The sequence below is a fragment of the Pseudomonas sp. TMW22080 genome (genome assembly GCF_022496745.1).
GTDB classification, from domain to species: Bacteria; Pseudomonadota; Gammaproteobacteria; order Pseudomonadales; family Pseudomonadaceae; genus Aquipseudomonas; species Aquipseudomonas bubulae.
Window position 1 is genome coordinate 911,308 of the sequence record NZ_SCFF01000001.1, and the last position, 21,285, is coordinate 932,592.

The 21,285-nt window shown below is 59.7% G+C and carries 17 protein-coding genes; 8 read left to right on the forward strand and 9 right to left on the reverse strand.

From position 1 onward, the window contains the following. Positions 1–19: 19 nt before the first annotated feature. From rfaD to EQV96_RS03935, 6 genes are all read right to left on the reverse strand, one after another. Complete coding sequence (rfaD, locus tag EQV96_RS03910; RefSeq protein WP_240881380.1) at positions 20–1,009, reverse strand: ADP-glyceromanno-heptose 6-epimerase; 990 nt, start codon at positions 1,007–1,009, stop codon at positions 20–22. Between the two features lie 70 nt (positions 1,010–1,079). Further along, the gene (locus EQV96_RS03915) at positions 1,080–1,856 is read right to left on the reverse strand and encodes a class I SAM-dependent methyltransferase (RefSeq protein ID WP_095002383.1); all 777 of its coding nucleotides are present in this window, start codon (positions 1,854–1,856) and stop codon (positions 1,080–1,082) included. A gap of 67 nt (positions 1,857–1,923) precedes the next feature. Then, positions 1,924–4,368 carry a TonB-dependent receptor gene (locus tag EQV96_RS03920; RefSeq protein ID WP_240881381.1) on the reverse strand — a complete coding sequence of 815 codons (2,445 nt, stop codon included), beginning with the start codon at positions 4,366–4,368 and terminating at the stop codon, positions 1,924–1,926. Between the two features lie 135 nt (positions 4,369–4,503). Continuing rightward, positions 4,504–5,487: a FecR domain-containing protein gene (locus tag EQV96_RS03925; protein ID WP_240881382.1), complete on the reverse strand. Its 984-nt coding sequence runs from the start codon at positions 5,485–5,487 to the stop codon at positions 4,504–4,506. Beyond that, entirely contained in the window at positions 5,484–6,008 is a 525-nt protein-coding gene (locus tag EQV96_RS03930) for a sigma-70 family RNA polymerase sigma factor (RefSeq protein WP_095002380.1), read from the reverse strand. The genes EQV96_RS03925 and EQV96_RS03930 overlap by 4 nt, the downstream gene beginning before the upstream one ends. Positions 6,009–6,157: 149 nt before the next feature. Continuing rightward, complete coding sequence (locus tag EQV96_RS03935; protein ID WP_095002379.1) at positions 6,158–7,435, reverse strand: serine/threonine transporter; 1,278 nt, start codon at positions 7,433–7,435, stop codon at positions 6,158–6,160. Positions 7,436–7,662: 227 nt separating this feature from the next. On the opposite strand from EQV96_RS03935, the gene EQV96_RS03940 reads away from it, so the two are divergent. Next, complete coding sequence (locus tag EQV96_RS03940) at positions 7,663–8,193, forward strand: DUF4946 domain-containing protein (protein WP_240881384.1); 531 nt, start codon at positions 7,663–7,665, stop codon at positions 8,191–8,193. 59 nt (positions 8,194–8,252) lie between these two features. Here the strand turns inward: EQV96_RS03940 and EQV96_RS03945 are convergent, their stop codons facing one another. Together EQV96_RS03945 and EQV96_RS03950 are read right to left on the reverse strand one after the other, a co-directional pair. Next, a complete protein-coding gene (locus EQV96_RS03945; protein WP_240881386.1) occupies positions 8,253–9,212 on the reverse strand; it encodes a zinc-binding alcohol dehydrogenase family protein in 960 nt (319 codons plus the stop codon). 89 nt (positions 9,213–9,301) lie between these two features. Then, entirely contained in the window at positions 9,302–10,081 is a 780-nt protein-coding gene (locus tag EQV96_RS03950; protein WP_095024276.1) for a helix-turn-helix transcriptional regulator, read from the reverse strand. A gap of 158 nt (positions 10,082–10,239) precedes the next feature. Here EQV96_RS03950 and EQV96_RS03955 point away from each other — a divergent pair, with 158 nt between their 5' ends. The 6 genes from EQV96_RS03955 (at position 10,240) to EQV96_RS03980 (ending at position 18,376) form a co-directional block, all read left to right on the forward strand. Then, the gene (locus EQV96_RS03955) at positions 10,240–10,686 is read left to right on the forward strand and encodes a DUF411 domain-containing protein (RefSeq protein ID WP_095002375.1); all 447 of its coding nucleotides are present in this window, start codon (positions 10,240–10,242) and stop codon (positions 10,684–10,686) included. Positions 10,687–11,225: 539 nt separating this feature from the next. Then, positions 11,226–12,797 (forward strand): glycogen synthase GlgA, encoded by a 1,572-nt coding sequence (glgA, locus tag EQV96_RS03960; RefSeq protein WP_095031872.1) that lies wholly within the window; start codon positions 11,226–11,228, stop codon positions 12,795–12,797. Between the two features lie 54 nt (positions 12,798–12,851). Next, positions 12,852–14,933, forward strand: a complete 2,082-nt coding sequence (gene malQ, locus EQV96_RS03965) for a 4-alpha-glucanotransferase (RefSeq protein ID WP_095002373.1) — start codon at positions 12,852–12,854, stop codon at positions 14,931–14,933. Positions 14,934–14,959: 26 nt separating this feature from the next. Beyond that, a complete protein-coding gene (locus tag EQV96_RS03970; protein WP_095002372.1) occupies positions 14,960–15,187 on the forward strand; it encodes a DUF2934 domain-containing protein in 228 nt (75 codons plus the stop codon). A gap of 137 nt (positions 15,188–15,324) precedes the next feature. Beyond that, entirely contained in the window at positions 15,325–17,478 is a 2,154-nt protein-coding gene (gene glgX / locus EQV96_RS03975; RefSeq protein WP_095002371.1) for a glycogen debranching protein GlgX, read from the forward strand. Positions 17,479–17,572: 94 nt separating this feature from the next. Then, positions 17,573–18,376, forward strand: coding sequence for an endonuclease/exonuclease/phosphatase family protein (locus EQV96_RS03980; RefSeq protein ID WP_095002370.1), 804 nt, complete (start codon positions 17,573–17,575; stop codon positions 18,374–18,376). Positions 18,377–18,447: 71 nt separating this feature from the next. Here the strand turns inward: EQV96_RS03980 and glgB are convergent, their stop codons facing one another. Beyond that, complete coding sequence (gene glgB / locus EQV96_RS03985; protein WP_240881392.1) at positions 18,448–20,679, reverse strand: 1,4-alpha-glucan branching protein GlgB; 2,232 nt, start codon at positions 20,677–20,679, stop codon at positions 18,448–18,450. 270 nt (positions 20,680–20,949) lie between these two features. On the opposite strand from glgB, the gene EQV96_RS03990 reads away from it, so the two are divergent. Then, positions 20,950–21,120 carry a hypothetical protein gene (locus EQV96_RS03990; protein WP_170943739.1) on the forward strand — a complete coding sequence of 57 codons (171 nt, stop codon included), beginning with the start codon at positions 20,950–20,952 and terminating at the stop codon, positions 21,118–21,120. The last annotated feature ends 165 nt before the right edge of the window (positions 21,121–21,285 follow it).

The following is a 21,285-nucleotide window of genomic DNA, read 5'->3' on the forward strand; positions in this document are numbered from 1 at the left end:
GCAGGCTCGCTCCCACGACCTAAGATGCAAGAAGCCCTGCACAATAGCCCTGCACGCCCTCCTCCAGCCCCAGCATTGGCTCGCGATACCCCGCTTCGCGCAACTGCCCGAGGTCTGCGCAGGTGTACACCTGATACTTGTGCTTGAGCCCGTCAGGGAACTCGCAATACCGCAACACTCCGTCCAGCAAGGCCGTCTCAAGGGTCAGGGGCGGTCTGTCCTCGGTAGCGCGTACACTGTTGATGGTCGCCAGTGCCAGGTCATTGAATGACCGCGCGCACCCAGTGCCCAGGTTGAAAACACCACTGGTTTGCGGATGGTCCAGCCAATGCAGATTGACCTTGACCACATCCTCCACAGAGACAAAATCGCGCTCATGCCCGCCCGCCGGGTAGCCGCCGTACTCGCCAAACAACTCGACATGGCCATGATCGCGATACTGGTTAAAACAGTGCCAGACCATCGAAGCCATGCGCCCTTTATGCTGTTCGCGGGGGCCGTACACATTGAAGTAGCGCAAGCCCACAATCTGGCTGCGCGTCCTGGGCAGCAACTGGCGTACCCGCTGGTCGAAGAGGAATTTTGAGTAGGCATAGACATTCAGAGGCTGCTCGTACTCGCGGGCTTCACGAAACTCCCGTTTCGCGCCGTAGACCGCCGCCGAAGAGGCATACAGCAAAGGTACCGACTGTTCCTGACAGGCTTGCAGCAGGTCGCAGCTGTAACGGTAGTTGTTGTCCATCATCAACCGGCCATCACTTTCTACCGTACTGGAACAGGCGCCCTGATGCAGCACGGCACGCACTTCGCCCAGTTGATGGGTCGTAAAGCGCTGTACGAATTCACGCTTGTCGAAGTAATCAGCGATATCGCAGTCTGCTAGATTGCGGCACTTGTCGCCGTCAGTCAGATCGTCGACGGCGATGATGTCGCGCTCGCCGCGTCGGTTCAGGGCCTTCACCAGATTGCTGCCGATAAACCCGGCAGCTCCGGTCACGATGATGCTCATCTATGGCTACCTCCTGGAACATGAGTTGAGCTCAGGCTATGCCTGTGCGACGCGTCAGCATTGATGCAGGTCAAGCGTCCTTGCGGGTGACAAATGCCGACGTGACATACGGCACGCTGACGGTGCCACCGTGATTCAACGCGTTATGCGAGGCGACAAAAGCCGCCAGTTGCTGTTCCAGGCGATCACGCTCGGCCGGTATCAGAGCCGAGATAAAGCTGGTCGAACGCACCCGATTGAAGATTACGTCCTCTACCGGTCCGTCGTGGGAATGGCTCAGTTTCTGCTCGCGCAAAGGGCCAAAACCCGGATGAGGAAATGCCTGACGCCACGCGCCGGTATAGAAGCGCGGGGCATCACCTTCCCACTGATTGACCAGCGCATCCAGTTGCGCCACCCACGGCACACTGGCATCGCGCAGGTTCCAGATCAGCCCCAGTTGCCCGCCAGGCTTGAGCACGCGATGAATCTCGGTCAGCGCTGCAGAGGTGGCGAACCAGTGAAAAGCCTGCGCGCACACCACCACATCGACACTGGCATCGGCCAGAGGAATGGCCTGGGCAGTGCCTTGATGGGTTTCGACTTGCGGATAGCTGCTGGAGAGCTTGTCGAGCATGGCCTGCACCGGCTCGACCACAATCACCCGCGCGCCCGTCTGTAACAGGCGCGTGGTGAACTTGCCGGTACCGGCTCCAACTTCAAGCACGGTTTGCCCGGGCCCCAGGCCAAGGGTTTCGGACAACCATGCGGTCACACCCGCCGGGTAATCCGGGCGCCCGCGCACATAGGTGTCGGCGCCCTGCTTGTAACCATCTGCTGCTGCCTTGTGGATGGTGGTATCGCTCATTGCCAGCCTCCGATTTCGTGGTTTTTAACCATAGTCGACCCAGGGCACACGCGAGATGAAAACCTCGTCAGAAACGGTACTTCATGCCCAGCATCAGGTTGCGCGGGTCACCGTAGTAATAAGTCGAGTACAAACCGTAACCGCTAAGGTATTCACGATCGAAAACGTTGTTTAAATTAGCTGACGCACTGAGGTTCTTGGTGATGTCATAGCGGGCCATCAAGCCGACCACGGCAAAGCTGCCTTCCTTGGCTTCGGTCTTGATTGTTGAATCCAGCTCGCTGTAGGTCGAGCCCTGCCAGGTCAGGTTGCCGCCCACGTTAAGGTCTTTGAGGTCGCCGGTCAGTTGATAGCTGGTGGCCAGTTTGAACAATTGCTCAGGGTGGTTGCTGTTGATCCGCTTGCCGTCCTTGTCCCGTGGCTGGGCGTAGGTGTAGCCCGCCAGCAATTGCCAGCCGGTCATGATTTCGCCGGATATTTCGGCCTCGATGCCCTTGGTCTTGGTACCGCTGATTGCCTTGTAGGCATCCTGGCCATCATCCCGCACACCATCGTATTCGGCGTAGTTGTCCTGTTTGATCATGAACAGGGCAAAACTGGTGTTCAGCGCCCCGCCGAAATACTCGGACTTCAGACCCGCTTCATAGCTTTGGCCAGTCATCGGCGGCAGAACCTTGTCGTCACGGTCGAAGTAGCTTTGCGGCGTGAAGATATCCGTGTAGCTGGCATAGACCGAGTGGTTTTCGTTCAGGTCGTAGACGATCCCGGCATAAGGAATCATCTTCCCGGTTTTTTTGCTGTTATCCGTGGTTGGCACAGTTTGCGCCGCGTTATAGGTCATTGTGCCTTTGCGATCGTAGTCCACTACCCTGGTTCCCAGGATGATCGACAGGTCGTCCACAGGTTTGAGGCGCAATGCTGCGTAGGCTGCCGACTCTTTGGTTTTGTACTTTTGCTTCAACCCCTGGCTCAGATCAGTAGGACGCGGCGCGTCATTGTTCCAGTTTTCGTAGTTGACGGTCAGGTCATCGGCATTCATTGCCAGGTAGTCCGTGCGCCGGTCACTGACGTTCATCCCCACCACCAGATCATGGGTACGCCCCAACAGCTCAAACGGCCCGGTCGCATAGGCGTCCAGTGTATCGGTATTGATTTCGAAGGTTTTGCTCCCGCTCATGAACTGCGCCTGGCCGGTGGCCTTGTCCGGAAAAGGCCCCCAGCCCACCAGGTTGCCCTGCAACTGCTCGGTGTTGCCCTTCCAGTGGCTGGCCTCGACCTTGAGCAGCCAGTCGTTGGCAAAACGCTGTTCAACACCGGCGAAATACTTGGTGCTTTCACTGTCGGCATACGCCCACTTGGCGGCGGGATTCATCGAGCGCTTGAAATGGGTGCGGCTGCCATCGCTGTAATACAGCGGCAATTGGCCAAAGCTCGAGCCGTTGGAATTGATCCGCTGATAGTCGATACCGGCGTACAGAGTGGTGTCGTCGGTCAAATCCGCTTCGCCGATGCCATAGAACACGTCCTTGGTCGAGGAATAGCGATTGATAAAGGAACGGCCATCTTCGTGGGCGGCGACGACACGTCCGCGCAGTGCGCCGTTTTCCGTCAGCGGCCCGGACAAATCCAGCTCGCTGCGATAGCGGTCCCATGAGCCGCCGCTGCCTGATACATAGCCCTGAAACTCCTTGGTGGGACGCTTGCGCACCAGGTTCACGGCCCCCGACGGGCTACCCACACCGCTCATCAAGCCGGTGGCACCGCGCACCACCTCTACGCGATCGTAAATGGCCATGTCACGCATGCCCAGGCCATTGGTATTGGTGGTGAAATCCGAGGTCGGCACACCGTCGTACTGAAAGTTATCGAGGGTGAAACCGCGAGAGTAAAAGTTGTAGCGCTCGCTGTCGTCATGCACCACGGTGATGCCGGGGGTTTGCGCCAATACCTGAGCGATACTGCCCAAACCTTGGTCAGTCATTTGCTGACGGGTAATGACCGTCACCGATTGCGGCGTTTCACGCAGCGAAAGCGGCAACTTGGTCGCCGTACTGGTTTCACCCGTGGTGTAGGAGTGACTGCCCTCAGTGGTGCTGCCCAACGCCAGACCCGTGACGCTGGTGGCTTGCAATTGCAACTGGCCGTCCACATTGGCGGAAGTCAGTGGGTACAGGGTCCAGACTCCGCTGGCGCCTTCGGTGGCCGTCAAACCGCTGCCCTTGAGCAGTTGCTGCAAGCCCTGGGGCACATCAAAGCGGCCCTTGAGGGCTGACGCCTGCTTGCCTTGCACCAGCGCCGGGTCATAAGGCAGGGAGATATTGGCCTGCTGGGCGAAGCGGTTCAGTGAATCTTCAAGCGTGCTAGCGGGCACGTCGAAACTGCGCTGAACACTCAAGGGCGCAGCACTGACCAGCGATAGCGGCTGCGCCACGGTACTCAGTAAAACGATATGCAAGGCCATGGCCAGGCGGTTGCGGGGAGGCAATGAAGGGTTGCGAAAAACACGGGACATTGGCGCGGGGCTCCTGCAATGGATAAGTCTTATGCCTATCTGTCGAAGGCCAGCCGAAAACCCGCAAAGAAATTTGCGCTGTGGGAGCGAGCCTGCTCGCGAATGGCTTTCGCGAGCAGGCTCGCTTCCACACTACTAAGCCGCCACAATGCGTGTCCAGAACCGTGTCCGGCGCTCAATACGCACCGCCAGCGACTGGCTCAAACCCTCCAGCGCATGGTCAATGCGCTGGAGTTGAAACACCCCGGAAACCCGCAATTCAGCCACCGCCGGATCACACTGCAACCAGCCGTGGCGATAGCGCGCCAGTTCTTGCACGAGATCCTGCAAGCGCATCTGCCTGGCCACCAGCACACCGCTGACCCAGCCATTGGCACTAAACACGGGCGCAGGTTGCAACTGCGCAGAACGTGGATCGATCAGGTACTCGCTGCCCGCCTGTACCAGCACTGGTCGGGTATCGGGCAAGTGAATCGCCACTACGCCCTCCTCGACCATCAAGCGAGTACGCCCTGACTCCTGACGTACATCGAATGCGGTGCCAATAGCCTGCAGGCGCGCTTCACGGGTATGCACCCAGAATGGCCTGCGCCCGCTCGCAGATCCCGGATCCTGACCGGTACGGATAAATATCTCGCCTTCGCGCAACACAATCAGGCGCTGTTGCGCAGTGAACAGCACATCAGCAGCACTGTCGGTATTGAGCTGCAAGCGCGTGCCATCGAGCAGATTGAACGAATGCCGCTCTCCCACGCCGGTCGCATAGTCGGCACCCACGCTCCGCCAGGGCTGCTGTTGCAGTACCAGGCCGCCCGCGCCTGCGCCGAGGATGCCCAGGCCGAGCACTTTGAGGGCCTGACGCCGTGAGCGCAGGCGGCCACTGCCGGCCAGGGTGTCCAAAGCCACACGACCCGGCAGCACCGAGGCCTGGCGCAAGGTCGCTTCGGTCATTTGCAGGGCTTGCCACGCGGCTTCATGGCTGGCATCGGCTGCACGCCATTGCTCGCACGCTGTAAATACCTGAGGCGGCGCCGCACCGGATTGGGTTTTGACCAGCCAGTCAATCGCCTGGTCAAGGACATGGGGGGCGAATCCTGGCGGCGACGAACCAGCGCTCACAGGGCGTTACGCATCAGAAAACAATGGCGAATGGCCGTGGCCATGTATTTTTCCACTGAACTCACGCTCACCCCCAGGCGCTCGGCAATAGCCTGATAGCCAAGCCCTTCAAGGCGTGACAGCAAAAAGGCAGTGCGTACATTGGCTTTTAGGCCCTCGAGCAACGCATCGATGCGGGTCAGGGTTTCCAGCAGGATCAAACGTTCTTCGGCGGCAGGCATGTGCTGCTCGGGCAAGTGAGCCAGCGCTTGCAAATAGGCCTGCTCGACTTTCTGGCGGCGGAAGCGGTCAATCAACAGGCCCTTGGCAATGGTGCTCAGCCAGGCCCGTGGCTCGCGCAAATGCGCAACCTGTTCCGGCTTGCCCAGCACATAGAGAAAGGTGTCCTGCGCCATGTCGGCAGCATTGTCGGTATCTCGCAGGCGCCTGCGCAGCCAGTTCAGCAGCCAGCCATGGTGATCGCTGTAGAGGCTTTGCACATCTGCGTGCAGCAACGGCGGGTTCGGCGGGGATGGCGACACGGAAACCCTCGGGACGTGCCGTGGGCACACTGCGAATAGGAATGGGTCGCAATCATATTCGCAGTACCGGCCAGACTCAAGCCCTGGACGGCTTGCGCGGGTCAATCAGCGCCCTGGCGCCGCCAGGACGGCGGCGCCAGGGGCATGCATCAAGGGATCAGCGAGTACACCAGCGAGGAGATCGCAATCAGGCCGATAACCGTCACGAACACGTTGGAGATCTGCCCCGAGTACTGGCGCATAGACGGCACCCGGCGAATCGCGTACATCGGCATCAGGAACAGAATGGCTGCAATCACCGGCCCGCCCAAGGTTTCAATCATCACCAGGATGCTCGGGTTGAGCGTGGCCACAGCCCAGCACACCACCAGCATGAAAGCGGCCGTCATGCGGTCCAGGTTTTTCGCGCCCGGGCGCTTGCCGGTTTTCAGCACCAGGCCTTTAAGGCCTTCGCTGGCGCCGATGTAGTGGCCCAGAAAGGACTTGGCAATGGCCACAAAAGCAATCAGTGGCGCGGCAAAAGCGATGGTCGGGTTGCTGAAATGGTTGGCCAGGTAGGACAGGATCGACAGGTTCTGCGCCTTGGCTTCGGCCAGTTGTTCCGGCGACAGGGTCAGCACGCAACTGAACACGAAGAACAGCACCATCACTACCATCAGCAGGTGAGCACGGGACAGGATCTGCGAGCTGCGCTCATCGGCATTGGCGCCATACCGGCGCTTCTGGTCTACGGCGAACGCCGAAATGATCGGTGAATGGTTAAAGGAGAAAACCATCACCGGAATCGCCAGCCACAAGGTATGCAGCAATACCGAAGGCGCAGGCAGCGTAGTCGCGGTACTGAGAATGCCGCCGTTCCAGTGCGGGATCAAAAACACCGCCAAAAACAGCAACGCCACGATAAACGGGTAGACCAGCATGCTCATGGCCTTGACGATCACCTGTTCGCCGCAGCGCACCACAATCAGCAAGCCCAGAATCAGCACCAGCGACAGGATTGCCCGTGGAGGTGGAGTGATATGCATCTGGTTGAGCATAAAGCTGCCAACCGTGTTGGTCAGCGCTACGCTATAGATCAGCAGGATCGGGAAGATGGCCAGGAAGTACAGCAACGTAATCACAGCACCTGCACGCAGGCCGAAATGTTCTTCAACCACGTCAGTGATATCTGAGCCTTCACGCCCGGAGAGAACGAAGCGGGTCAGGCCGCGGTGAGCGTAAAAGGTCATCGGGAACGCCAGCAGCGCCAGGATCAGTAACGGCCAAAAGCCGCCAAGCCCAGCGTTGATCGGCAAAAACAAGGTACCTGCGCCAATCGCCGTGCCAAACAGGCCCAGCATCCAGGTGGTGTCATGACGATTCCAGCGAGTGAGGGTCGCTGGTGTCTCGTCGAAGCGTTCGTCGACGCTGTTAGCCTGGTCATTCATCCGGTCGAATCTCCGCTAGCCGGTCGTTACCACGCAGCCGGGGCGGACAAGAAACATCTTGCTGACATCGCCCCGGCCATAAGAGGGGCGCGATTGTCCGGGATTAGACATAAGAAGCAAAGGTTTAGCTGAGCAATGGTCGAAATGATGTCACGTTGCAAAGCAATACCTGGACACCAATTGATACACTATTGAAGTCCCCCCATCGCTCAAAAGGCCCGAGAACCATGCATTTTGCCCGACGTTATCCCGTTTTTATCGGCTTGTGCCTGCTGGCTGCAGCGCCCATGGCCAGCGCCGACGGTCTGATGATTACCTGGCCCGGCGGCTGGGAAGTGCAGGCCGTCCCCACTGCCCCGGACGACAGCAGTGTGCGCCAGCGGGCGGTGAAGAACGATGCCAATGGTGACCCGCAGATGGTTATGGAGCTGACTCAGTCGACCCTGGTGCCCGAGCACAAGGTCAATATGGAGGCGGTGTTGCTGCAAATGCGCAAAACCTTGCAGCAGAATTTCGCCAAAGGCGGTTACCAGAGCGCTTGCAACAAGATCCACAGCAGCACTCTGGGCGGGCTGGACGCCTTGCAAACCACCTGCAAGATCACCCAGAACGGCAACCACGTGATCACCCAGACCCTGGTGGCCGCCACCCAGGGCAACAGCGCCTACGCCCTTTCCTACGCAGGCCCGGCTGACGGCTACAAAGCCAACGAGCCTGAGGTCAATGGCATTCGCGCCAGCTTGCGGCTGGGGCAATAACCGGGTAGCACTTGCCTCTGTGGGAACGAGCCTGTTCGCTCCCACAGTTCAGGCAGTGCCTACGGGATCAGCACCACTTTGGCGCACGCACCTTCATTGACCTGCGCATAACAGGCCAGTCCATCCGCCAGGGCCGCTTCCTGAAAACCACCCGGTGCCGGCAACAGCCCTTGATCGAAGTACTGGCCAAACTGATTGAGCCTCTGCGCGCAATCGCCGCAGCTATACAGCAGCGTGTTGACCCCGACCAGCGACCCGCCCTTGCGATACAGGGCCAGCGCAGGCAAATGCACATGACCGTCCAGCGGTGCGGCAATAAAGGCGATTCGCCCGAAAGTGCGCAACGCCGACACTGCCGCTGGCAACCAATGGCCAGTGGTGTCGAAAATCACTTCAGCGCCACCTGCAAATACTTCACTCACTTGAGCCCCCAGCGACTCCGGTTTATCCAGAACCAGCACTTCAAGGCCCTGCTCCAGCAGCACCTGCGCCTGCTCGATACGACGCACCGCCGCCAGCACCCGCGCGCCAAGCACTTTCGCCAGCGCGATAGCCGCGGTGCCTACCGCGCCATTGGCACCGATCACCAGCAAACGGGTATCCGCGCCTACACCCGTTCGTTGCAGAGCATCCCACGCCGTGGTGTAAGGCACGCCCAGGCTGGCGGCCTGCTCAAAACTCAGCGACTTGGGTTTCAGCGCAACGCCTTCAATCGGCAAGACCAAATAGCTCGCATGAGAACCGTCCCGGTAGAACCCCAGTTCCTTACCCGTACCCCAGACTTCCTGCCCCACCAACGCCTGCGGTCCATCCACGATCACCCCGGCAAAATCCCGACCGGGCACGCGGGGCAAGGTGGTGTAGGGAAAACGGCCGAGTACATTTTTCACATCGCTGGGGTTCAGGCCCGCAGCCCTGACCTGCACCAGCACTTCATTGGCACCAGGTACCGGCAGCGGCAACTCAACGAGGTTCAGCGCCGCCAGATCACCGGTTTTGGAAAATTGCAGTGCTTTCATATTCAGCCCTCTGGATGCTGTAGAGATGCCCCAGTTTATGGCCGACAAGCGTGGTGCTTCTGCCAATGCCTTCTGTCTGCCGGACAAGTTCAGATCTCTGCTACCTGACCTGAGGCATACAAAGAAGGACTCACACCCAGCTCGCGTCGGAACATATCGCTGAAACTGCTGGGCGAATAACCAAGCGAACGTGAGATCTGGCTGACAGAAGCGCCCTGGATCAGCTCGGCCGCGGCGGTTGCCAATTGCACCTGCCGCCGCCACTGGGCGAAGCCCATGCCCAGTTCGCCCTGAAAAAGACGGGCCAGGGTTCGTACACTGGCCCCGGCGTTCTCGGCATGTTGCTCAAAGGCGATATCCAGCGAAGGGCTGGCCATGACCGACTGGCACAGGTTGAGCAGGCGCCGGTCCGGGGTATCGGGCATGGGCACCTTAAGCTGGGTTCGGCGGGCCCGCTGCAATTCCAGCAACGTCAGATTGAGCAGAGCCTCGGTGTAGGACGTTTGCCCGTCCGCCCGCTCCACCAACTTGATAATCAGCTCTCTGAGCAAGCGGCCGACTTCAATCACCTGCACACGACGGTCCAGGGTGCTGGCCAGCTTGGGTGGCAAATAGATATTTCGCATCTGCAAATCCGACACCACGCGAATCCCGTGGGGCACCTGCGGCGGCAACCACACCGCCCGCTGTGGTGGCACGGCCAGGGCTTCATCCGGGGTATCGACCCACATCACGCCGCTGCTTGCGTAGAGCAACTGCCCCCACTCGTGCTGATGCGGCTCGATATACAGGCCACGGGGATAAGTACGCGCCAAGGGTTGTACCCGCACATCGGTGTCAGACAAATCGGGTGGAACGGCAAGCGCCATATACGGTACACATCAGAAAAGTGAGCGATTAAGGGAACGAGGTTATAGTGCCTTGATTCCACCCAAAGCGCCCCAACCTGACAGATTTGTCATCTGTCCATCAGTTGCCTGACAGTCCCTGTCGCTCAGGCTGACGTTTTTTCGTATAGAGGATCTCGATGAAGACTCCATTGCGCCTTTTCGCACTCTCGGCCCTGTTGTTGACCTCTTTGGCGCAAGCGGCCGAACAACTGACCATTGATGTGCACCGCGATGCCAACTGCGGCTGCTGCAAAGCCTGGATTTCTCACCTTGAGAGCAACGGCTTCAAGGTCAATGACCATGTAGAAACGGATATGGCCAGCGTCAAACAGCGCCTCGGCGTGCAGCCCCGGCTGGCGTCGTGCCATACCGGAGTGATCAACGGCAAGTTCGTTGAAGGTCACGTGCCTGCCGAACAAGTGGTGGCACTGACCCAGCGCAACGACCTCAAGGGTATTGCTGTACCGGGCATGCCAATGGGCTCGCCGGGTATGGAAATGGGTGACCGCAAGGACGCCTACCAGGTGATCGGCCTGGACAACGACGGTAAAGACCAGGTGATCGCCGAGTACCCTGGCAACTGAAATACGCGAGGCGCGCGCACCACATCGGTGCGCGCGCCCTGTTATTTTGCAGAACCGCCCCCCATCCCCATAGCAGCTGACGAGCGGAGCGAGGCTGCGTTCGGGCGCGTAGCGGCAGTGAACCCTGCGAACCCGATTGGGCTAGCATATCGCAGTGTCTGATTTTACGGCTGCTGCGCAGCCTCGCTCCGCTCGTCAGCTGCTACAAAAACTGAAACAGACTTTGTGATAGATACTTTTCCTACAAGACAACTCTCATTGTCTTACAAAAAACACTGACTTTAGCTAGCAGCTTGACCCATCTCTTCTACACTCAACGCTGTCGCATCTACGGCGTGTATTTGTCGTATTTGAATAATCGGATCTTCTTCGCCCGTGATAGGCCAACTTGGGGCTGGGTTGCAGCTGTTGGTGCATTCCTTGCAGTGCCCAAATCATCTTTTACGCATTTTTGCCGTGGATGACATGGCCGATCAGTCAGTGGGGAAGTGCCGGCCGGGTGGCCGTTAGCAGATCAATAAATACAACGGGAGAGATTCATGATCAGTGCTGCTGCGCCACATCAAGAAGAACGTCTGACCCCGCAAGTTGTGAATGAGCTGATTTCACTGCCAGATCTGGCCCCTGCAGGGAGGCCCGCGCTGGCGGTGATAAACGCCAATCCCAATAAAAAGAAGGTGCTGTTTGTCACCTCCGAACTGGCCGACCTGGTGAAGACCGGTGGCCTGGGTGATGTGTCGGCAGCACTGCCGCGGGCCATGCGTCACTTGCATGATGTACGGGTGCTGATCCCCGGCTACCCACAAGTGCTCAACAGCGACAACCCGATCCACATCATCGGTGAACTCGGTGGCCATGCCGCCCTGCCCGCCTGCAAGATCGGACGCATGGACATGACCGACGGCCTGGTCATCTATGTACTGATCTGCCCTGAGCTTTATGAGCGCGAAGGCACGCCCTACGGCGCCAACAATGGCCGCGACTGGCCCGACAACCACATCCGTTTCGCCCGCCTGGGGCTGGCTGCAGCCGATATCGCTGCCAATCTGGCACAGATACACTGGCAACCCGACCTCGTGCATGCCCACGACTGGCCTGCAGGGCTGGCCCCGGCCTATATGCACTGGCGCGGGCAACGCACCCCCACCCTGTTCACTATTCACAACCTCGCCTACCAGGGCGTATTCAGCCGCGCCTGCTGCCCGGAGCTGGGCATCCCGCACCATGCCCTGCAACAGGACGGTATGGAGTTCTACGGCAAACTGTCGTTTCTCAAGGCCGGCATGGCCTACGCCAGCCACATCACTACGGTCAGCGCGACCTACGCCGCCGAAATCACCACCCCGGCCTTTGGCTGCGGGCTCGATGGCTTTTTGGCCAGCAAGACCCAGCAAGGCCTGTTGAGCGGTATTCCCAATGGCATCGATGAAAGCTGGGAAGCCACCACCGACCCCCATCTGGTGGCGCCCTTCGGTATCGGTGACTGGGATGCCCGCGCCGTCAATACCACCCATGTGCGTACCCTGTTCGGCCTCACCCCTTCCAAAGGGCCATTGTTTGCCGTCGTGTCGCGCCTGGTTTACCAGAAGGGCCTGGACCTCACCGAAGCCGTGGCCGCCTTTATCGTCGCTTCGGGCGGGCAGATTTGCATCATCGGCCGCGGTGAACCCGAAGAAGAACAGGCCATGCGTGAACTTGCCTTGCGCTTCCCGGGTCAGATCGGAGTACGCATCGGTTTCAATGAAACCGATGCACGGCGCATGTTCGCGGGCAGCGACTTTTTGCTGATGCCCTCGCGCTATGAACCCTGCGGTTTGAGCCAGATGTATGCACAACGCTTCGGCTCGCTGCCAGTAGCGCGCAACACCGGCGGCCTGGCGGACACCATCGAAAACGGCGTGACCGGTTTTCTGTTCGACGAGTCCACCGTGGCCAGCTACGAGGAAGCACTCAAGCGCGCCTTCAAGGTGTTCAGCTACCCCAAACTGTTGAATGCCATGCGCTGCCGCGCAATGGCCGCTCCATTCAACTGGTGCAAGGCCGTGGAACCCTATGCCGAGCTGTATGAGCAACTGGTTGCCAAGTCATTGCTTCGCACCGTGAAGCCATGAGCCCTGCGGATCTGCCTGACGTTCGTTCATTTATCGCCATCAAGGGAACCGCCAATGAGCGAAGCGCAACTTGAAGTACTCGCCGGCCGGGCCGGACTGGCCGTTGACTGGATTGATGCCAACGGCCAGCCACAGAGGGTCAGGCCACAGGTGCTGGAGGCCATTCTGGCGGGGCTGGGATTGCCCGCCGACAGCGCCGAAGCCATCGAAACCAGTCTGCTCAACCTGCAACTGGAGCAGCAGAACAAACGCCTGCCGCCCTTGCTCACGGCAGACGTCGGCAAGGCCCTGGACTTGTCACGCTACTTTCACGCCCATAGTCAGTGCATCGTGCATCTGGAGAACGGCGATGCGTTGCCAATCCAGCTGGATGCCGACGCCATGTTGCCGGGCATGATCCCCGTCGGCTACCACCGGGTGCAGCTGGAAGATCAACAGTTCACCCTGGCCGTGGCCCCGGCCAGGTGCTTCAGTATCGGCGATGCCCTGCATCAGACAGCGCCACGGGCATGGGGTGTCAGCGTGCAACTGTACTCGCTGCGGCGCCACGGCGATGGCGGCTTTGGTGATACCCGGGCACTCGAAACCCTGTTGCAGGCTGTGGGTGAGCGCGGCGCCGATGCGCTGGCGATCAGCCCCCTGCACGCCATGTTCAGCAGCGCGCCCAAACATTACAGCCCGTACTCACCTTCCAGTCGCCTGTTTCTCAACAGCCTGTATGCAGCACCCGCCAGTATCCTTGGCGAGGAGGCACTGCACAGGGCCATTGAAGCCACAGGCCTGAGAGACGAACTGCAACGCCTTGAACAGTTGCCGCTGATCGACTGGCCAGCCGCAACCCTGGCCAAACAGACATTGCTGCGTCAGCTCTACAACGACTTTGCCCGGGACGAACACCCGCTGCTGGCCGACTTCAATCACTTTCGCGAGCTGGGTGGCGAAGCACTGGAAAACCACTGCCGCTTTGAGGCCCTGCAGGAAACCTGTGTGGCCGGGCATCACAGCTTCGACTGGCGCGAGTGGCCCGAACAATGGCGCAACCCGGACAGCCCGGCGCTACTGCGGTTTGCCGAGGGGCACCAGGCGCTCATCGGTTATTACGCCTTTTGCCAATGGCTGATCGCCCGCTGCCTGGACCGGGCCCAGACCACGGCGCGTAGCAGCGGCATGGCCATCGGCCTGATCGCCGACCTGGCCGTGGGTGCCGATGGTGCCGGCAGCCAGGCCTGGTGCCGCCAGGATGAACTGCTGGCGCAACTGACCGTGGGCGCGCCACCCGATGCACTCAACCGCGCGGGCCAGGGCTGGGGCATCTCGGCGTTTTCCCCCGAAGGCCTGAAGCGCAATGGTTTTCGTGCCTTTATCGAGATGCTGCGGGCCAATTTTGCCCATGCTGGCGGGCTGCGCATCGACCATGTGCTGGGTTTGCAGCGCCTGTGGGTAATACCCCTGGGGGCTTCGCCCGATGAAGGCGCCTATCTGTATTACCCGATCGACGACCTGCTGCGCCTGGTGTGCCTTGAATCGGTGCGCCACCAGGCCATCGTGCTGGGCGAGGACCTTGGCACCGTACCTGACGGCCTGCGGGAAAAGCTCAGCGAGCGGGCAATCCTGGGCATTCGCGTGCTGCTGTTCGAGCAGGACTACGGCGCGCGCTTCAAACCGATTCTGGACTGGCCGGACGATGCCCTGGCCACCACCAGCACCCACGACCTGCCGACACTCACCGGCTGGCTGCACGGACGCGATATCGACTGGAATGAACGCCTGGGCCTGATTGACCCGGTCACTGCACACCACTGGCGCGAAAGCCGTCAGCGCGAGTGCGAAGGCCTGGATCTGGCCTTGCGCCTGGATCCGCAAAACTTTCAGGAAGAAGCCCAGGGCAACGCTCCGACACTGGACGCCAGCATCCGTTATCTGGGGCACACCCGTGCGCCGCTGGTACTGCTGCCAATCGAAGATGCACTGGGGCTCGAGGAGCAAGCCAACTTGCCCGGCACCGTCAGCGGCCACCCCAATTGGTGCCGACGTCTGCCGGGCGACGGCAATACCTTGCTGGACGCCATCGATGCCACTCAACGTTTTGAACTGCTGGCCTGCGCCCGCCAGCAAGCCCACGAGCGAGACCGCTAAATCACCCATGAGCAAGGAGCTTCACCATGAGTAATGACGACAAGCACATTCGTGAATTTGCCTATCAGATCTGGGAGTCTGAAGGTCGCCCGGAGGGCCAGGAGGCGCGTCACTGGGAAATGGCCCACAAACTGGCCCAGGCACAAGCCCTGGCCCCCTCCAAGGCAGCCCCCAAGGCCACCAAGGCCAAGGCCGCAGCAAAACCTGCTGGGGAGAAAAAGCCCCGGGCACCGCGCAAGCCTGCCTCGTCTTGAGTCCACCTTCCCCCTTGTGGGAGCGCCAGCTCGCGATTGCCTCAACCCGGCCAACGGATTGAACCGCAGAAGTGCAATCGCAAGCCCGCCCCCACAGGCCACCTACACCCAAAAATCCGGTTGTGCAGGAGCAGGTCATGAGTAAACACACGTCAGCACCGCCCACTGGCGACCCCTTGCGCATCCGCGAAGGGCTGCCCTTCCCCCTTGGGGCCACCTGGGATGGCCTGGGCGTCAACTTTGCCCTGTTCTCGGCCAATGCCACCAAGGTCGAGCTGTGCCTGTTCGATGCCGCAGGCGAGGTCGAGCTGGAGCGTATCGAGCTGCCCGAGTACACCGACGAGACCTTCCACGGCTATCTGCCGGACGCCCATCCCGGGCAGGTCTACGGTTATCGCGTGCATGGCCCCTACGACCCGGAAAATGGCCATCGCTTCAACCACCACAAACTGCTGATCGACCCCTACGCCAAACAGCTGGTGGGTGAACTGAAGTGGTCCGAGGCCCTGTTTGGCTACACCATCGGTCACCCGGATGCCGACTTGAGCTTTGATGAACGGGACAGCGCGCCCTTCGTGCCCAAGTGCAAGGTCATCGACCCGGCGCACACCTGGGGTCATGACCACCGCTTGAGCGTGCCTTGGGAACGCACCATCTTCTACGAGGCCCACGTGCGCGGCATCAGCATGCGCCACCCCGCCGTGCCGGATGCGGTGCGTGGTACCTTTGCCGGCTTGATGATCGATGAAGTGGTCGAGCACATCACCGACCTGGGCGTAACCAGCATCGAGCTATTGCCGGTGCATGCCTTCGTCAATGACCAGCATCTGCTGCAAAAAGGCATGACCAATTATTGGGGCTACAACAGCATCGCTTTTTTTGCCCCCGACCCGCGCTATCTGGCCAGCGGCAAGATTGCCGAGTTCAAGGAGATGGTGGCGCGCCTGCACAAGGCCGGCCTCGAGGTGATTCTGGATGTGGTCTACAACCACACCGCCGAAGGCAACGAACAAGGTCCGACCCTGTCCATGCGCGGCATCGACAACGCCTCGTACTATCGCCTGATGCCCGAGGACAAGCGCTACTACATCAACGATTCCGGCACCGGCAACACTCTGGACCTTAGCCATCCATGCGTCTTGCAGATGGTCACTGACTCGCTGCGCTATTGGGCCCGGGAGATGCACGTCGACGGTTTCCGCTTCGACCTGGCGACGATTCTGGGGCGCTATCACGACGGCTTCAACGAACGTCACAGCTTTCTGGTGGCCTGTCGCCAGGACCCGCTGCTGCGCCGGGTAAAAATGATTGCCGAACCTTGGGACTGTGGCCCCGGTGGCTACCAGGTCGGCGGCTTCCCGCCCGGCTGGGCGGAATGGAACGACCGCTTCCGCGACACCGTGCGCGCGTTCTGGAAAGGCGACGAAGGCAAACTGGCTGAATTTGCCGGGCGCATGACCGGTTCGGCCGACCTGTTCAACCACCGGGGCCGAAGGCCCTATAGCTCGGTCAACTTCATTACCGCCCATGACGGCTTCACGCTGCACGACCTGGTGTCCTACAACGATAAACATAACGAGGCCAACGACGAAAACAACCAGGACGGTAGCAACAACAATATTTCCTGGAACCACGGCGTCGAAGGGCCCACCGACGACCCCGAAATCAACGCCTTGCGCCAGCGCCAAATGCGCAATTTCATGGCCACCCTGTTCCTGGCCCAGGGCACGCCGATGCTCGTGGCCGGCGACGAATTCGCCCGCACCCAGCACGGCAACAACAACGCCTACTGCCAGGACAGCGAAATCGGCTGGATCAACTGGGAACTGGACAAGACCGGCAAATCCCTGCTGGCCTTTGTCAAACGCCTGATCAAGTTACGCATGCAGTACCCGATCCTGCGGCGCGGCCTGTTCCTGGTGGGGCACTCCGTTGACACGCCCGAGTACAAGGACGTGACCTGGCTGGCCGCCGATGGCAACGAGATGACCACCGAACAGTGGCAGGACGCCGAGGCCCGGTGCATGGGCATGCTGCTCGATGGCCGGGCGCAGGTATCCGGGGTGCAGCGCGCCGGCGCTGATGCCACCTTGCTGATCGTGGTCAATGCCAACCACGACCCGGTCAACTTCAACCTGCCCAAAGTGCCCCACGGCATCAGCTGGTCATGCCGGCTCGACACCACTGACCCGAGCATCAAGGGCCCGCAGCATCTGCCCTTCAACAAACCCTACAATGTCACCGGGCGTTCGCTGGTGCTGTTTGAATTGCAACACACCGAGGTGTCGTGAATGTATTGATAAATATCAAGTGCACCCCCATAAAAAGCGGCAAGCTGTGACTGTAACTTGCCGCTTTGAAACTGCCCCTGACAGAGGAGTGACCATGCCTACCGAACAAGCTGTCGGCAATACACTTTTATCTGCCACCCCGGCAACAGCACCTGCCGTGCATCGAATCAAGGTGCTGACGGTCAATACACACAAGGGCTTTACCGCCTTCAACCGCCGCTTCATCCTGCCCGAACTGCGCGAAGCCGTGCGCAGCACCGGTGCCGATCTGGTGTTTTTGCAGGAAGTGCTCGGCGAGCACGGCAAGCACGCCTCACGTTATGAAGACTGGCCTGCCACCTCACAGTACGAATTCCTCGCCGACAGCATGTGGAGCGACTTTGCCTACGGGCAAAATGCCGTTTACCCCGACGGTCATCACGGCAATGCCCTGTTGTCCAAGTACCCGATCAAGGCTTCGCGCAATCTCGATGTGTCGATCACCGGGCCTGAGCGGCGCGGCTTGCTGCACTGTGTGCTGGATGTGCCGGGGCATGACAATGTGCATGCCATTTGCGTGCATTTGAGCCTGCTGGAAAGCCATCGCCAACTGCAGATCGTGTTGCTCAACCAACTGCTCAAATCCTTGCCGCCCCATGAGCCGGTGATCATTGCCGGTGACTTCAACGACTGGAAGCAGCAAGGCAATGCTGCCCTGCGCCAGCGTGACGACCTGCATGAGGTGTTTGAGCGCCATCACGGCCAAGTGGCCAAGAGCTATCCCGCGCGCTGGCCACTTCTGCGTCTGGATCGTATCTACTTGCGCAATGCCCGCAGCCACAATCCAGAGATCCTTGGCAATAAGCCGTGGAGCCATTTATCCGATCATTTACCGTTGGCGGTTGAGGTGCATCTGTAATACCGAGGTGCCCGCCTGCCCTCACCCCAACCCTCTCCCGAGGGTGAGGCCTGGGTAAGGGCGCTGTTGCTCTACCCCGTCACCGGCCGCAATATCAGCACCCCCAGCGGCGGCAGATTCAAGGCCAGCGATACGCCCTGACCATGGCTGGCTACCTCCTGGGTCACCACCCCGCCGCCATTGCCATAATCGGAACCGGCATAGATCGCCGAATCACTGTTGATAACCTCCTGCCAGGTACCGGCAAATGGCACACCGATCCGATAACCTTCGCGCGGCACCGGGGTAAAGTTGGTCACCACCAGCAAGGGCGAACCGTCCTTGCTCCAGCGTAGCCACGCATAAACGCTGTTGGCTGCGTCATCGCCAATCAACCACTGGAAACCCTGCGATACATCATCCTGCTCATACAGCGCTGGCTGCTCCCGGTACAAACGATTCAAGTCGCCAACCAGTTTTTGCACCCCCCGGTGCTCGGGGTATTGCAGTAAATACCAGTCCAGTTGCTGATCATGATTCCATTCACGCCACTGGCCGAATTCGCAGCCCATAAACAGCAGTTTCTTACCCGGATGTGCCCACATAAAACTCAAGTAAGCACGCAGATTGGCGAATTTCTGCCAGCGATCACCGGGCATCTTGTCGATCAGCGAGTGTTTGCCGTGCACCACTTCATCGTGGGAGATCGGCAGGATAAAGCGCTCGGTCCAGGCGTACACCAGGCCAAAGCTCAGTTCGTTGTGATGATGGGCGCGGTACACCGGGTCTTGCTGGATGTAATGCAGCGAATCGTGCATCCAGCCCATGTTCCATTTGTAGGAAAACCCCAGCCCGCCCTGATCGGTGCTTTCGCTGACGCCGGGCCAGGCCGTGGACTCTTCGGCAATCACCAGCGCACCCGGCACCTCGTAGGCAACCACATCATTGAGATGGCGCAAAAATTCTATCGCTTCGAGGTTTTCCCGCCCGCCATGCCGGTTGGGTACCCACTCCCCGGCCTTGCGCGAATAGTCGCGGTACAACATGGACGCCACCGCATCCACCCGCAACCCGTCGACATGAAAGTGCTTGAGCCAATGCAAGGCCGAGGCAAGCATAAAACCATGCACTTCGGTACGGCCCAGGTTGTAAATCAGGGTGTTCCAGTCCTGATGAAAACCTTCAAGAGGGTTGGCGTATTCGTACAGCGCCGTGCCATCAAACTGCGCCAGCCCATGGGTATCGTTGGGAAAATGCGCCGGCACCCAGTCCAGAATCACACCGATACCGGCCATATGGCAGGCATTGACGAACGCGGCAAAATCATCAGGCGAACCATAACGGGCCGTCGGCGCAAATTGTGACAGAGGCTGATAGCCCCAGGAGCCACCAAAAGGGTGCTCCATGATCGGCATCAGCTCGATATGGGTGAAACCCAGTTGCTGCACGTAAGGGATCAGGCGCTCGGCCAGCTCGGGCCAGCTGTACTGACGCTCGATGTCGCCAACATCATCGGTCTCGCACTGCCATGACCCTGCATGTAACTCGTAAATTGACAACGGTGCGTCACGGCGCTGACGCTGCTCACGGGCTTGCATCCAGTCACCATCCTGCCAGTCGATGGCCAGGGGTGACGCCACCTTCGACGCCGTATCAGGCGGCAACTGAGTGGCCAGCGCCACAGGGTCGGCCTTGAGCGGCAAGATGCCGTGGGCGCCAAGGATTTCGTATTTGTACGCCTCGCCCGCCTGCAGGCGCGGCACAAACAGCTCCCACACGCCGTTGGCGTGGCGCAGGCGCATGGGGTGGCGACGGCCATCCCAACCATTGAAATCGCCTACCACAGACACCCGCCGCGCATTTGGCGCCCACACGGCAAAGCGCACCCCCGGCACGCCATCAACCTCCAGCAATTGCGCCCCGAAGCAGCTGCTTAAATCACGGTGGTTGCCTTCGGCAAACAGGTACAAGTCCATCTCACCCAACAACGGACCAAAACTGTAAGGATCTTCGCTGGTTTGCACGGCATTGCCCCAATCAACCTGGAGCAAGTACGGCCGCGCCTGTGTGAAATGCCCGACAAAAAGGCCGGTGACTTGTGCGTCATCAAGGCGCCCGAGTACTTCACCGGTATCCCTGGCGAGTACATTGACACTGACCGCGCCGGGCAAAAAAGCCCGGACAAACTGCCCGCCTGCAGCATCGGCGTGAGGCCCCAGCACCGCAAACGGATCGGGGTGTTCGGCTTTGGTCAGTGCGTCGATGTCTGTAGGGGCGGGTAACAGCGAGTCTTTACCTTTACCAGTATCCATGCTCGAACTCATGCTGCTCTCCGTCTGGTAAAGGTTGTGCATGCCTGTGCATACGTTTCGGTCTTCGACTTGGCCTATGTCCTGAATCCACAGTCCCACCAAGACTAGCTCTTGTGGGGCACCCCGTGAGGGCTAATTACCCTTGGTTTATGCAAAACCCATGCAAATATTGCGGTACGCGCAGCGCAGTGCGCCGTCGGTCACGTGAGCGGAATCAAACCTGCCATCACACGGTCAACCTTCCGACAGCCCTCTACATCCCGCCACCGAGAGGTCATCGTGATGAGTATCCCCATTGCACCTGAAACCCCTGACCCCAATATCGACCAGCCAGCTTTGCCGCCCGTTCCCGAGCCACAACCGCAACAGGAGCCGCCCGAGCGTGACCCGCAACCCATGGGTGACCCGCCCTGTGAGCAAGTGCCGCGAAAGGTAAAGACTGAAAAGTTCTAATTACGGCAATTAACAAGGAGCGGTATTGCAGCGCACATTCAAACAGCATGCCGCTCGTCCCTTTTTTTGAAAAAAAAGCAATTGCCATACTACAGAACAGCCTTACAAATATCCCTTTAAACATACCAGCCCGAAAAAAGAAAACACTTACAAGCGTTTGAAATT